Raw genomic sequence first — 12,430 nt, 5'->3', positions numbered from 1 at the left:
CAGTCCTGAAGGGCTGGAAGAAGGTCTGCGTCGAGGAGGGCCGGCCTGCCGTCGCGCCAGTCTTCCCAGGGGAAATAATCATACCAGGAGCGCCACGCGGAATGGTGCCGCGCCAGCATCTTTTCCGAATCCGGAGTTTGCCGGGTGAGCGCCAGGTAGCCGACGGAAACCATATGAGGGCCGGCATCGCCCCTATGCCGGTGGCGGCCCGGTCGCGAAGGTATAGAGAGCTGTTCGATATAGCCTAAGCGCAGGGCGGTCTGTGCCTCCACCCAGGTCCTCAGGCCGATTTCGAAGGTTCGGTGATGCAGCGGGTCGAACGGTCCGAACGGCAGGCTGTCCGGTTCCTGTCCCTCCGGGTCGTTGACTTCGACGATCTGGGGCATGCCGAGGGAAACGGCAACGATGACGGCGTTCAGTCCGATTTCGATCGCTGCTTTCTGATCTGGCATTCGCTCTCTCCGGCGTCCTTGAAGCGGTGTCGTTCAGTCCATGGGCATCAGGAAAGGCGTGCCTTCGAAGGCGGAGGCTCCGCGTCCGATCTCCCGGATCGCATCGATCATTCGCCCGTCCCGGTTCAGGATCTTGTCCGCCATGGCAACCAGACGGCTGTTCGGCGTTGCCGACGGTGCGCGCTCGCGCAGGCGGCCGGCAAGGGCGTATTCGTCCGCTTCCGGGTTGAGGGCGCAGGCCGTGATATAGGCGCCTGCCGTCGACCGGCTGATGCCGGCCCAGCAATGGATCACAAGAGGTCCTTCGCGGTCCCAGGCCCGCACGAACTCCAGCAGGCGGACGACATGAACCTCGGCCGGCGGCGTCAGGCCTTCGACCGCATCGATGATATCGTTGAAGCCCAGGAAACAGGTGCCGGTCCGGATTGATCCCCGGAGGGGGCGGAACCGGCGTGTCCGCGTTGATCAGGGTCACAAGATGGGTCGCGCCTGTCTTTTCGACGGTTTCAGAAGGCGCAGAAAGCGAGCACACATGGAGCATGGCGATCCATTGATTTGTTCTTTTGACGAATCGTACCCGTCTCGGAGGGAAGGTCACCCGTCAGGCAGACTTCTTTTTCCTGTTGTGCCCATTTTTAGTTTCCGCCACGCGGAGCGCCTCGATTTCCTCGAACCGTTCGCGAAACAGGATCTCGGCCCTGCAACGGGCAGGGGGGTAAGCCCCAACCCGGACACCTTGCCGCCGTCCGGTGTAAAGCGCGCGGGCGGCGCCGAAAATCCTGGCAGCCTCTTTTTCATCGAAACCGGCCAGCTCGATGGCCTCGTAATAGGCGCAGATGATGTCCGCTCGCTTGGCGAGCTTCTTGATGGTCTGGGGAAGTTCCGCCGGCAGGCCGAAGCGCAAGGTGGATCGCGGCCTGCAACCGGCTCTCAACGGCCTTGTAGGCGCCGCCCATGACCGCCTTGAAGGGCGAGATCATGTCGCCGATGACATATTCCGGCGCATCATGCAGCAGAACCGCCTGGGCCAGTCGGGCGTGAGGTCCGGCTTCAGCTTCAGGGCGATGTCTTCCACGATCAGCGAATGTTCGGCGACCGAAAAGGCATGCTCGCCCCGCGTCTGTCCGTTCCAGCGGGCAACACGGGCCAGCCCATGGGCGATATCGGAAATTTTCCACGTCGAGCGGCGACGGATCCAGGAGATCGAGCCGGCGTCCTGACAACATCCTTTGCCAGGCTCTGGGCGGATTATCCGATCGGTCGGCAGCCATAGATCGCACTTCCTGGAAACGGTGTCAGTCGTCCCCGGCAGTCTCCTCCGGCCATCCGAAGCCGGCCCAGTCGGGCAGGCTCAAGGTGACCTGGTTCGAACCGCATTGGAACGGGGTGCCGTTCTTAAGCGCGGCGGCCGCCTTGTCAAGACGGACGAGGGCGAGCCCCACCGTGCCGCCGGTGCCCGAAGCGCTTAAATCAGGGGCGCTGGAACCGAGCGTGCCAACCGTCTTGCCGTCCACCGTGATCCCGGTTCCGACAGCGGGCAGAGGGGCGTCGCTCGAAATCCGGATGATCCGCTTGCGCGCCGTGCCGCGGTGGTGGACACGGGAAACCCACCTCCTGTCCGACGTAGCAGCCCTTGGAGAAGGACACGCCGCCAAGCTGGTCCATGTCGGCATCGTGTGGAAACACGTCCGAGTAGGCGTAGTCGGCAAGGCCTTCGGGAACGCCGAGCGCGATCCGGTGGGCGGCATAATCGGCGTCGGTTGCCTCAGCAAATCCGCCGGCTTCCAGGGCCGGTTTGATTACTTTAGCTTCGCCGATGAGGCGCCAACCGAGAGCGGGAACGCCGGGGGTCCTCGGCTTGAACGCCGGGCAGATCTTTCGGAGGCGCGCCGTTCCAGCAGGCAAAGACGCCAAGGTCCGCGCTTGCGTCCTCGACATCGACCTTGGAGCGCAGCTTGTAGAAGGTCAGCCGCTTGGCCAGGTCGGCCAACGTCTCGTCCGGCGTGTCCAGCAGATAGCTGTCACCGTCCTTCAGGATCAGGAAGTCGAACAGGATCTTGCCCTGCGGTGTCAGCAGCGCCCCGAACCCGGCGCCGCGCTTGTCGATGTCTCCGACATCGGCGGTGATCAGGTTCTGCAGGAAATGCTGGGCATCGGGGCCGGAGACACGGATCACGCCGCGGCTCGGCAGTTCGGCAAACTGCGGTTTCGTCATCGGGCAATGTCCTGTGTGAAAAGATCCATCTCTAATGGGAGATAGTCACCGGAACGAAACTGGGCAAGACCGGAAAAGCGGCACTTGCAACACTGGTCCTTGGCCGTTCAAGCGCGTATAAGCCCGGTCATAATCAGCGATGATGGATATTGCCTGAGTTAGGAGACCGAAATTGACCGAGACCTATGACCTGATCCTCAAGGGCGGAACCGTGGTCAATCAGGACGGCGAGGGCATTCGCGATGTTGCCATCCGCGGCGACCGGATCGCCGGTCTCGGGAGTTTCGACAAGGCGCAGGCGGGCGAGACTATCGATTGCACCGGTCTTCATATCCTGCCCGGCGTGATCGACAGCCAGGTGCATTTCCGCGAGCCGGGGCTCGATCACAAGGAAGATCTGGAATCGGGATCGCGCGCCGCCGTCATGGGCGGGGTGACGGCGGTCTTCGAAATGCCGAACACCAATCCGCTGACCACGTCGGAGGCGGCGCTTGCCGACAAGGTGAAGCGCGGCCATCACCGCATGCATTGCGACTTTGCCTTCTGGGTCGGCGGTACGCGGGAAAACGTCGAAGACATTCCGGATCTGGAGCGCCTGCCCGGCGCGGCCGGCATCAAGATGTTCATGGGTTCCTCGACCGGCGACCTCCTCGTGGAGGACGATGCGGGCGTGCGCGCAGTCCTTGCCAAGACCCGCCGCCGGACCGCGTTCCATTCCGAGGACGAATACCGCCTGCGCGAGCGCAAGGATCTTCGGGTGGAAAACGATCCGACGTCCCATCCGGTCTGGCGCGACGAGGTCGCGGCCCTCCAGTGCACCCAGCGCTTGGTCCGGATTGCCCGCGAGGTCGGTGCCAAGATCCACATCTTGCACCTGTCCACGGCGGAAGAGGTCGACTTCCTGATCGACCACAAGGATATTGCCTCGATCGAGGTGACCCCGCATCATCTCACCCTGACCGACGAAGCCTACAAGACCCTCGGCACGCTGGTTCAGATGAACCCGCCGGTGCGCGCCGCGCGCCATGGCGAGCGCCTGTGGTGGGGTCTGGAGCAGGGCATCCTCGACATTTTCGGCTCCGACCACGCGCCGCATCTTCTGGAAGAAAAGCAGAAGCCTTATCCCGCGTCCCCGTCCGGCATGACCGGAGTGCAGACACTGGTACCGATCATGCTCGACCATGTGAATGCCGGGCGCCTGAGCCTTGCGCGGTTCGTGGACATGACCAGCGCCGGCCCGGCGCGCCTGTTCCAGACGGCACTCAAGGGCAGGATCGCGGTCGGCTACGATGCCGACTTCACCATCGTCGACATGAAGAAGCGCGAAACCATCCGCAACGAGTGGATCGCTTCCAAGTGTGGCTGGACACCTTATGACGGCAAGGAGGTCACCGGCTGGCCGGTCGGAACCTTCGTGCGCGGCAACAAGGTCATGTGGGATGGCGAATTGACGGCGCCGTCAACCGGTGAAGCAGTCCTCTTCCAGGACGGGCTGCCGCGCGGCTGAGGCGGCGACAGTCGAGGTTTCGGGACGGGAGGCGAGGGCCGGCTGCCGGCCCCACCGGACCGCATTCCAGATCTTCTCGTGCACCAGATAGAACACGAAGCCGGACGCAGAGGCGCTGACCGCGATTGACAGCGCGCCGGTGAGCGATCCGGTTTGCGGATAGCTCAGCGCTGTCATGGTCAGAATGCCGAGGCCCTGCCATGTGGCAGCCTTCACGACCGTGCGCCCCATCGTCTCCATCGCGTGTCCAATCCTCCGGCTGATCTGCATCGTCGAGAAGAGGAGTAACCGCTCGAGACCGGTCACGGGAATTCTGAACATTCGCAACAAAAAGTCTCTTCTGTTGAGAATAGTCTCCTAGTGGGGAATACTATCATCATGGACAAGAGACAACGAGCGCAGACCTTCCGGCAGAGGCTTGAAGAAGGCATGACGAGGCGGGACATGAGCCGCAGCGCCCTGGCGCGCGCCTGTGGTGTGGACCGCTCGACCATCGCCCAGTTGCTGAGCGAGGCGGAGGGGCGTCTGCCGAACGCACACCTGGCGGCCGAATGCGCCTCAGCGCTTTCCGTAAGTGCCGACTGGCTGCTTGGTCTCACCGAGCGCAGCGAAACGACGGCGGATCTCTTGGAATCCTCCTTCCGCATCACCGACGCCGAACGCACCTTCGCTGACACGCGGATCGACGAATGGCACCGGGAGGCGGCCGGCTACAAGATCCGCCATGTACCGGCAACCCTGCCCGATATCCTGAAGACCAACGCGGTTTTCGAATTCGAATATGCAGCCTTTAGGGACAAGACACCCGAACAGGCAATCTCTTCCATGCGGGAAAAGTCCGAATGGCTGCGCAGTCCGGGATCGGACTACGAAATCTGCTGTTCCCGGGAATTGATGGAGTCCCTGGCGCGCGGCGAAGGCTACTGGCGCGGGCTTCCTGAACCGGCGCGCAAGGAGCAGATCGAGCATATCGCCCGCTATTGCCGCGATAATTACCCGTCACTGCGGCTTTATCTTTACGACACCAAGGTGGTGTTCTCCGCACCGCTCACGATTTTCGGGCCGCTGCTGGCCGTCGTCTATATCGGCAAGCACTATCTGATCTTTCGGGAAACCCGTCAGATCCGGGCACTGACCGATCATTTCGACCAGTTGGTCCGGGACTCTGACACCGACGCCAGATCGGTCGCGGACATCGTGGAAGCAATGATCTGACCCTGAAAGTGTTGCTTTGCGGGCACGCTTGACGACTGGATCGCCATTTCCGAGCCAAAACAAACACCTGTGATGTGTATTACAGTTTCCCGTGCGGCAGTATGGGAGCGTGGGGGACGGATGAGGTTTGCATACGAATTAATAACCTTATCTCATAACGTAAAATACACAGGTCGCCTTTAAAAGTTCGTTCGGGCTTTTAAGAGTTTTGCGTAAGAGGGCTCAAAGGGATGATTGGTTTTGTAAATTCATTTGCTGCACATCGCGCGACCGCGCGTGTTGCAGGTCTGGCCACCGCAGCGCTGATGGCCGTTTCGATTTCTGGCGCGGCATTGGCGCGCGACGCCGAGGATGCCAAGCAGGCCGAAGCCGTTGGTCCGGAAGCGCCGCTTCAGATGCTGGTTTCGCTGAAAGAGCAGAAGATCAATGTCTACCGCGGAACGGAGCTGATCCGCACGGCGCCGATCTCCTCCGGCAGCCCCGGGCGCAGCACGCCGTCCGGCGTGTTTTCGATCCTGGAAAAGCGCCGTAAGCACTTTTCCAACCTCTATAACAATGCGCCGATGCCGTTTATGCAGCGGCTGACCTGGTCCGGCGTTGCCATGCATCAGGGGCGCCTTCCGGGGTATCCGGCCTCGCACGGCTGCATCCGCTTGCCGCGGGACTTCGCCAAGGACCTGTTTGGTATCACCGAGCGTGGCCTCCACGTGGTGGTCACCCAGGAACCGGCTCAGCCGGAACCGATCCGCCACGCGGTTCTGCCGCAGCCTCTTCAGGCCGGCACCTCGGTCGCGAGCTTGTCCTCGGGAACCATCGCAGCCGATCCGGCTCTGCGCGGAACCGTTGCCGCAACCGATGCGGACAGCGAACTGGCGCTCACTCCGGAAAACCCCGATTTCGACAAGCCCCTGCGCATGATCATCACGCCGCGCCAGGAGCCGAACCAGATGAAGACCCTGCAGAGCCTGCTGAACAAGATGGGCTATGACGCCGGTCCGGTCGACGGTGTGCTCGGTCGCAAGACCCGCGCCGCCATCAGCCTTTTCCAGGAAGGTGCGGAACTGCCGGTCACCGGAAATGTCACCACGGCTCTCGTCAACCGGATCTATCAGGACGCCGGCTATGAAGAGGGACAGAACGCAACCCTTCGCATCCGCCGCAGCTTCCGCGACATCTACGAAGCCCCGGTCACGCTGAAAGATGCGGACAAGAAGATCGGCACCTTTGTCTATACCGCACTTGGTTTCGAACAGGGCGACGCCCACGTCGACTGGATGGCCGTGCCCGCCGAAGGCGAGCAGTTCGGCACCCCGACCGAGATCCTCGACCGCGTAGTGCTGTCCGACAAGGTTCGCCGCGACCTGTCCAAGATGCTGACCCCGGGAACCTCGCTGATCGTGACGGACCGCTCCTTTGCCCGCAACACGGGTCTCGGCACGGACTTCGTTGTCGTCACCAGGTAACCGGACATCATCCCATTGAGCTACAAAGGCCGCCTGTTTCAGGCGGCCTTTTTTGTCGGATAAGCATCGGAATAGCCGCAGCGTCACCAAACTGTCGTCTCTCTCCCGTATCGCATCGTGACTTTTTTAAACGAGCGCCGAATCGGAGAGAACGATGACGCCAAGCCCACGGACAGACACCCTCAGCGCCTCCAAGGCCCGGTTGAAGAACGCCGTTCACCGGTCCGAAGCGGCGTCCCGCGACGGTATCCTGGAACGGATGTTCACCTTTGCGTTCAAGGGCCTCGTCTATCCGCAGATCTGGGAAGATCCGGATGTCGATATGGAGGCGCTGAAACTGACGCCTCAATCGCGCATGGTGACGATCGCTTCCGGCGGCTGCAATGTCATGTCCTACCTCACGGCGGACCCGGCCGAAATCACCGCGGTCGATCTCAACCGCGCCCATGTCGCGCTCGGACGGCTGAAGCTTCTGGCCGCCAAACGCCTGCCCAACTACGACAGCTTCTACCGGTTCTTCGGCGAAGCGGATGAAAAGGCGAATATCGCCGCCTATGAACGCTTCCTGCGCGACGAGCTGGACGAGGACTCCCGAGCTTACTGGGAAGGCCGGGATCTGGTCGGCTGGGGCCGAAAGCGGATCACGCTGTTCTCCCGCGACCTTTATCATCACGGGATGCTCGGCTATTTCATCGGCATCGGCCATTTCATCGCCAAGCGCTACGGCATCGACCCCAAGCATTTCCTCAAGGCGCGCTCGATCGATGAACAGCGCAGCTTTTTCGAGACGGCCCTTGCCCCGCTGTTCGACAAGCGGCTGGTGCGCTGGGCGACCTCGAAGAAAATGTCGCTTTACGGCCTCGGCATTCCGCCGGCGCAGTATGATGCGCTGGTCTCGGCAAGCGCGGAAGGCAACATGTCGGAGGTTTTGAAGGGACGTCTGAAGAAGCTCGCCTGCGACTTCTCCATTCAGGATAACTATTTCGCCTGGCAGGCCTTCAGCCGCGGCTACGCCCCTCAAGCCGGCGAGTCGACCGGAGAGGCCGGACCTTTACCGCCCTACCTGAAGCGGGAGCATTTCGACGATATCCGCCAGCGGGCCGACCGGGTTCGGGTGCTGAACCGCAATTTCACCGAGCACCTGCAGGGTGAAGCCGACGACAGCCTCGATGCCTATGTCCTGCTCGATGCCCAGGACTGGATGACCGATGCCCAGCTCAACGCTTTGTGGACCGAGATCACGCGGACCGCGCGTCCGGGCGCACGGGTGATTTTCCGCACCGCGGCCGAGCCGACACTGCTGCCCGGTCGGGTCGTGGACGAAACGCTCGACCGCTGGACCTACGAGGAAGAAGAGAGCCTGCGCCTTGGACGGCAGGATCGTTCGTCGATCTACGGCGGGTTCCACCTGTATGTCTATAACGGATAAGTCGCCGGCGGCAGCCGCGGACACGGCGCGCCTGATGGATGCGGTCTACCGCAACCAGCGCCATTTCTACGATCTGACCCGGAAATATTATCTTCTCGGGCGCGACCGGCTGATCGAGCGGCTTGATCTGTCCCCTGGAGCCACCGTGCTGGAACTGGGCTGCGGCACCGGCCGCAATCTGATCGCCGCGGCAAAACGCTATCCGGATGCCCGCTTTTTCGGGGTCGATATTTCCGAACACATGCTTGAGACCGCAAGGCACAATGTCGAGCGCGCGGGATTGAGCGACCGGATCCAGTTCCGCCAAGGCGATGCTGCCGATCCTTCGGCGGCGGATGCCTTCGGCCTCGATGTCTACGACCGGGTGATCTATTCCTATACCGTGTCGATGATCCCGGTCTGGCGCGAGGCGCTCAAGGCCGGCATGGCCCGACTTGCGCCGGACGGACGTCTGTCCGTGGTGGATTTCGGTCAGCAGGAGCGCCTGCCGGGGGCGTTCAAGACGCTGCTGTTCCTGTGGCTTTCGAAGTTCCACGTCAGTCCGCGTGCCGATCTGAAGCGGGAACTCGAACAGCTGTCTGCTGCAAATGGAGCAAGTCTGGACGCGACGGACCTCTACCGCGGATACGCTTATTACGCGGAAATCAGCTGCGCCGCCGATTACTCGCCTGCGACGAAGTAGTGCAGGGTCCCGTCCTTGCCGATGCCGACCCGGTAGAACAGCCAGACGCCGTAGTCTTCCATTTCCGCGAAGTCGGCGGAGGTGATCAGCCGGTACATTTCGACTTTCTGCTCTGGCGACAGCCGGTTCAGCGGATAGCGGGCGAAATAAGGCCAGATATACATCTCCTGAGGCGTGCCTGCGTCGACATGAACAAAGCCGGCCGACAGCGTATCCGCCAGAATCCCCAGGATCTCCAGTCCTTCGGAGTCGCCGGAACTCTCTTTCAGAAACTCGATCGGGTCGCCGATCTGCGTCAGAGACAGCGTCGGCGGCATCTCGTTGCTTTCCAGGACCATGCGCAGACGGTTGAAGTCGGCCCCGAGGGCTGCTTCCAGCATTTGGGCATGCATGCGGGCCACCGGCGGCGGCAATTGGCCGAGATCATAAAGAACCTCGGGCAACGTTGCCTGTTCCTTGGTTGCCGCAGCGCCGGCTTCGGTCGCCGGTTCTGCGTCCTCGGGAGCGGACTGCAGGACGGAAGGAACGTCGCCGTCCGGAATGGCGGGACCGCCCGGGACCTGCCCTGGAGTGACTGTAATCGTATCCGTCTTGACGGTTTTCGCCCCGGCCCCGCAGGGCATACCGCCGACAATGGCGACACTTGCGGCGACCAGCAAAATTTTCAGGCGGACAATCACGGTTCTGTCTCCCTTGGGGCGCGAACGACGCCTTTTCAATACACACAAACCAAGTCCGCTGACCATAGATATTCCCGCAGTGCACATCCATTCTTGTCATCGGGCTTGTGCAGCGGTATCGACAGGCACGACAAGCTTGCAAATGAGGGGCCCGGGGTTTGAGCTTTCTGGAATTCGCCTTGATCGGATTTGCGATTGGCATCATCACGACCGCACCGGTCGGACCGGTCAATATCATGGCGATCCAGCATGCGGCCCAGCAGGGGTTCCGCCAGGGTCTTTACGTGGGGCTCGGAGCGGTGGTCGGTGACGCCATCTATGCCGCGGCCGCCATATTCGGCGTTTCCGCGGTCACCCGGTTCGTCGAAGGCCAGTTCGATCTGATCAAGGCCGCGGGGGCGATCCTGCTCATCGTTTTCGGTCTGAAAATCATGAACACCCATCCACACCTGGAACGAGAGAATGGCGGTGGGATCAAAGGGCTCTGGAAAGAAGCAACCGCCGCGTTTTTCATGGTTTTGACGAACCCGGGCGTGGTGCTGGCCTATATCGCAATCATAGGCGGTCTGGGACAGTGGCGTCCGCAGCCTGGCGATCACAGCGGCGCATTGGCGATGGTTCTGGGCGTCGCGTTGGGGGCCGCGTCGTGGTGGGCGGTGCTTTCGGCGGTCGTGACCCGGTTTTCGGCAAAAATAGACGATCACTGGCTCGACCGGGCCAATCATATTGCCGGGTATATTCTCATCGCCTTCGGCCTGGTCATAGCTGCCGACCTGGCTTTCGACCTGTTTGGTTGAATGAAAAAGTAAAAAATAAAAAGCCGGCACGATGCGCCGGCCTTTTTAATGTCTCGTCGAAGCCGATTACTGCAGGATACGGTTGACCGTGTAATCGCCGCGCTGGATCCGCTCCGGAAGCCCTTCCGCCAGCTTGGCGACCGCATCTTCACCGTAGGTTGCCACCAGATCAGCCAGAGCGGTGAACATGGCCGCATGAGCGACCGCATCCGCATCTACGCCGCAGGCGATGGCTTCGGCCCAGGCATCGGAAATAAAGCCCAAAGCGGCCCGCCGGATGTCCTCGTCTTCGGCAAACTCCGCTTCCATCGCCGCATCGCTGTATTCGTCGTTAATCATTGTTCCCTTACCGGTTCTTACCCATCCTTGGCCAAATCAGCGGCGGATGAAGCCCTTCGAATCTCTTGATAAAAATCCTAGCACGGCGAACCGCGAGGATAACCAACCGTGAACGCAAACTTAACAAGCATTCACAAAATTGACGAAAAAGGTTAACCAATCGGTAAGAGTTAGGGCGGTTGCTTCCTATTATCGTCCGTAGCGGCTGGTAACGTCGCCGATGATCGCTTCGCCCTCGGATATATACTGTCTCAAAGCGAGACGCGCTGAGATTGTGCAATCTCGGTAAACGGTTGAGAAACCACGATATCCTCGGTTGAACTGCGCGATGAAGCGTCGCCGGCGGTTTTCTTCCACAACTTCCGTGTCCAGGAGCGTGGCCATCCGGTCGCGCCAGGAGGGGGCGTCGTCATGTCCGCACAAGGGACGGAGGAAGTGCAGGGCGCCCATGACTTCCGAAAGCCGCAAGAGGTCCTGCTCGTAAGGCGGCTCGGAACCTTGCGCCGTCTGGGCCTGCACGGCGGACGCGGCAAGCGCAAGCCCTGCCCAGAGGGCGGCAATCGTGAATATGCGAAGCAGAAGCGACATGGCCGGATGATGTACATGGCCCGCACGCCTGCGCAAGGCCAAACAAAACTATTCCAACCCCAGGATCCGGCGGATGCGCAGTGGCGTACCCGGCGTCGTTTCGAGGTCATCGAGGCCGGAAAGCGATATCCAGCCGGCGTCGGCGGCATCATCGCCCGCAGCCACGGTGCCCGATACATAAGGTCCTGAGAAGACGACCAGAACGAAATGCGAAGAGACCCGTCCGTCCGCATCCTTGTGGATACTGTCGAACGTGTCGACCGGTGCGCCGAGAGCCGCACGGATCCCGGTTTCCTCGAGAAGTTCCCGTTCGGCCGCGGCTTTCAGAGGTTCACCCAGTTCGACGAGGCCGCCGGGAAGGCTCCAGTGGTCCTGGTAGGGCGGTTTGGAGCGCTTGATCAGAAGGACGTCGTCATTGTTGTGGCAAAGGACGCTGACGCCCAGAAGCGGAACCGGGGGATAGCTGCGCGAAACACTCATGCTGTCCTTTGTGTCACAGCCGCACGCGCTGTTCCATTTCCCAGCAAAGGGTCAGGCGAACATGGCATCGATTTCCGCCTGGGCGGCTTCGCCTTCCGGGGCGGCCTCCAGCGGTTCCACGTGTCCATGGATAACGCCGCTGGCAACGGAGATCAGCGGCTTGATCACATTGGTGGCCGCTTCCGCGATTTCCGCCGCCACCATGCCTGGATCCGGAACACTGCGCAATTTGTCCTGGGCGGCCAGGACAGCGGCATCTATCTGCGCAACACGCGCTTCCAGGTGGGTCCGAAGATTGACGGGGGCCGCATGATAGGCGGTGATGGCCAGCTGCTTGTCGGAAAAGTTCGAGTTTTCGAAATGGGATTCGTAGTCGAGCGGTTCCCATTCGAGCACGTCCTCGGCGCAATCCGGCATGGCGGGAAGCATCTCGAGCAGCATGACGACTTCGTTGAAATGGTTCAGATAGTCGGTCGCCAGCCCGGTCGTGGGATTGATATTCGCCCGTTCCAGCCTGTCGGCTGCCAGGATACCGGCGCCTAGAACTGGATCTTCGGATTCCATACTTTTCCCCCAACGGCTA

General features: G+C 61.4%; 15 protein-coding genes and 3 pseudogenes. 6 read left to right on the top strand and 12 right to left on the bottom strand.

The features are described from left to right. The 6 genes and pseudogenes from ABIN98_RS12785 to ABIN98_RS12760 all read right to left on the bottom strand — a co-directional run. Positions 1-452: pseudogene (locus ABIN98_RS12785) on the bottom strand (NAD regulator); the annotation flags it as partial. Between the two features lie 33 nt (positions 453-485). Then, positions 486-993 (bottom strand): annotated as a pseudogene (locus ABIN98_RS12780) (tyrosine phosphatase family protein). Positions 994-1,053: 60 nt separating this feature from the next. Then, positions 1,054-1,723, bottom strand: a pseudogene (locus ABIN98_RS12775) (YfbR-like 5'-deoxynucleotidase). 24 nt (positions 1,724-1,747) lie between these two features. Continuing rightward, a complete protein-coding gene (locus ABIN98_RS12770) occupies positions 1,748-1,894 on the bottom strand; it encodes a hypothetical protein (RefSeq protein WP_346910482.1) in 147 nt (48 codons plus the stop codon). Positions 1,895-1,922: 28 nt separating this feature from the next. After that, the gene (locus tag ABIN98_RS12765) at positions 1,923-2,357 is read right to left on the bottom strand and encodes a hypothetical protein (protein WP_346910480.1); all 435 of its coding nucleotides are present in this window, start codon (positions 2,355-2,357) and stop codon (positions 1,923-1,925) included. Beyond that, positions 2,257-2,667: a hypothetical protein gene (locus tag ABIN98_RS12760; protein ID WP_346910478.1), complete on the bottom strand. Its 411-nt coding sequence runs from the start codon at positions 2,665-2,667 to the stop codon at positions 2,257-2,259. The genes ABIN98_RS12765 and ABIN98_RS12760 overlap by 101 nt, the downstream gene beginning before the upstream one ends. 172 nt (positions 2,668-2,839) lie before the next feature. Here ABIN98_RS12760 and ABIN98_RS12755 point away from each other — a divergent pair, with 172 nt between their 5' ends. Then, complete coding sequence (locus ABIN98_RS12755) at positions 2,840-4,174, top strand: dihydroorotase (protein ID WP_346910476.1); 1,335 nt, start codon at positions 2,840-2,842, stop codon at positions 4,172-4,174. On the opposite strand, the gene ABIN98_RS12750 is transcribed toward ABIN98_RS12755, so the two are convergent. After that, a complete protein-coding gene (locus tag ABIN98_RS12750) occupies positions 4,127-4,414 on the bottom strand; it encodes a DUF2061 domain-containing protein (protein WP_346910474.1) in 288 nt (95 codons plus the stop codon). The two genes, ABIN98_RS12755 and ABIN98_RS12750, sit on opposite strands and share 48 nt — an antisense overlap. 138 nt (positions 4,415-4,552) lie before the next feature. Between ABIN98_RS12750 and ABIN98_RS12745 the strand changes: the two genes are divergently transcribed. From ABIN98_RS12745 to ABIN98_RS12730, 4 genes are all read left to right on the top strand, one after another. After that, complete coding sequence (locus ABIN98_RS12745; RefSeq protein WP_346910472.1) at positions 4,553-5,389, top strand: helix-turn-helix transcriptional regulator; 837 nt, start codon at positions 4,553-4,555, stop codon at positions 5,387-5,389. Positions 5,390-5,619: 230 nt separating this feature from the next. After that, the gene (locus ABIN98_RS12740) at positions 5,620-6,852 is read left to right on the top strand and encodes a L,D-transpeptidase (RefSeq protein ID WP_346910470.1); all 1,233 of its coding nucleotides are present in this window, start codon (positions 5,620-5,622) and stop codon (positions 6,850-6,852) included. A gap of 154 nt (positions 6,853-7,006) precedes the next feature. Continuing rightward, positions 7,007-8,281 (top strand): DUF3419 family protein, encoded by a 1,275-nt coding sequence (locus tag ABIN98_RS12735; RefSeq protein ID WP_346910468.1) that lies wholly within the window; start codon positions 7,007-7,009, stop codon positions 8,279-8,281. After that, on the top strand, positions 8,265-8,963 hold the full coding sequence (locus ABIN98_RS12730) for a class I SAM-dependent methyltransferase (protein ID WP_346910467.1): 699 nt from the start codon (positions 8,265-8,267) through the stop codon (positions 8,961-8,963). The genes ABIN98_RS12735 and ABIN98_RS12730 overlap by 17 nt, the downstream gene beginning before the upstream one ends. On the opposite strand, the gene ABIN98_RS12725 is transcribed toward ABIN98_RS12730, so the two are convergent. After that, the gene (locus ABIN98_RS12725; RefSeq protein ID WP_346910465.1) at positions 8,942-9,643 is read right to left on the bottom strand and encodes a hypothetical protein; all 702 of its coding nucleotides are present in this window, start codon (positions 9,641-9,643) and stop codon (positions 8,942-8,944) included. The two genes, ABIN98_RS12730 and ABIN98_RS12725, sit on opposite strands and share 22 nt — an antisense overlap. A gap of 158 nt (positions 9,644-9,801) precedes the next feature. On the opposite strand from ABIN98_RS12725, the gene ABIN98_RS12720 reads away from it, so the two are divergent. Further along, positions 9,802-10,440: a LysE family transporter gene (locus tag ABIN98_RS12720; protein WP_346910463.1), complete on the top strand. Its 639-nt coding sequence runs from the start codon at positions 9,802-9,804 to the stop codon at positions 10,438-10,440. 66 nt (positions 10,441-10,506) lie between these two features. Here the strand turns inward: ABIN98_RS12720 and ABIN98_RS12715 are convergent, their stop codons facing one another. The 4 genes from ABIN98_RS12715 to ABIN98_RS12700 all read right to left on the bottom strand — a co-directional run bounded on the left by ABIN98_RS12715 (position 10,507) and on the right by ABIN98_RS12700 (position 12,411). Further along, on the bottom strand, positions 10,507-10,779 hold the full coding sequence (locus ABIN98_RS12715; RefSeq protein WP_346910461.1) for a hypothetical protein: 273 nt from the start codon (positions 10,777-10,779) through the stop codon (positions 10,507-10,509). 189 nt (positions 10,780-10,968) lie between these two features. Next, the gene (locus ABIN98_RS12710) at positions 10,969-11,367 is read right to left on the bottom strand and encodes a TIGR02301 family protein (protein ID WP_346910460.1); all 399 of its coding nucleotides are present in this window, start codon (positions 11,365-11,367) and stop codon (positions 10,969-10,971) included. Positions 11,368-11,415: 48 nt separating this feature from the next. Further along, positions 11,416-11,847, bottom strand: coding sequence for an NUDIX hydrolase (locus ABIN98_RS12705; protein WP_346910458.1), 432 nt, complete (start codon positions 11,845-11,847; stop codon positions 11,416-11,418). Positions 11,848-11,898: 51 nt separating this feature from the next. Next, positions 11,899-12,411, bottom strand: a complete 513-nt coding sequence (locus ABIN98_RS12700) for a hypothetical protein (protein ID WP_346910456.1) — start codon at positions 12,409-12,411, stop codon at positions 11,899-11,901. Positions 12,412-12,430: the final 19 nt, after the last annotated feature.

The sequence above is a fragment of the uncultured Roseibium sp. genome, assembly GCF_963675095.2.
Lineage (GTDB): Bacteria > Pseudomonadota > Alphaproteobacteria > Rhizobiales > Stappiaceae > Roseibium.
The sequence above is the reverse complement of the archived record's forward strand: the minus strand, read 5'-3'. Positions and strand labels throughout refer to the sequence as shown.

Excerpts from the sequence above, each read along its gene's own strand:
- ABIN98_RS12710 (WP_346910460.1), bottom strand. The coding sequence starts at position 11,367 with ATGTCGCTTCTGCTTCGCATATTCACGATTGCCGCCCTCTGGGCAGGG.
- ABIN98_RS12735 (WP_346910468.1), top strand. The coding sequence starts at position 7,007 with ATGACGCCAAGCCCACGGACAGACACCCTCAGCGCCTCCAAGGCCCGG.
- ABIN98_RS12730 (WP_346910467.1), top strand. The coding sequence starts at position 8,265 with ATGTCTATAACGGATAAGTCGCCGGCGGCAGCCGCGGACACGGCGCGC.
- ABIN98_RS12700 (WP_346910456.1), bottom strand. The coding sequence starts at position 12,411 with ATGGAATCCGAAGATCCAGTTCTAGGCGCCGGTATCCTGGCAGCCGAC.
- ABIN98_RS12715 (WP_346910461.1), bottom strand. The coding sequence starts at position 10,779 with ATGATTAACGACGAATACAGCGATGCGGCGATGGAAGCGGAGTTTGCC.
- ABIN98_RS12740 (WP_346910470.1), top strand. The coding sequence starts at position 5,620 with ATGATTGGTTTTGTAAATTCATTTGCTGCACATCGCGCGACCGCGCGT.
- ABIN98_RS12760 (WP_346910478.1), bottom strand. The coding sequence starts at position 2,667 with ATGACGAAACCGCAGTTTGCCGAACTGCCGAGCCGCGGCGTGATCCGT.
- ABIN98_RS12750 (WP_346910474.1), bottom strand. The coding sequence starts at position 4,414 with ATGGAGACGATGGGGCGCACGGTCGTGAAGGCTGCCACATGGCAGGGC.
- ABIN98_RS12705 (WP_346910458.1), bottom strand. The coding sequence starts at position 11,847 with ATGAGTGTTTCGCGCAGCTATCCCCCGGTTCCGCTTCTGGGCGTCAGC.
- ABIN98_RS12745 (WP_346910472.1), top strand. The coding sequence starts at position 4,553 with ATGGACAAGAGACAACGAGCGCAGACCTTCCGGCAGAGGCTTGAAGAA.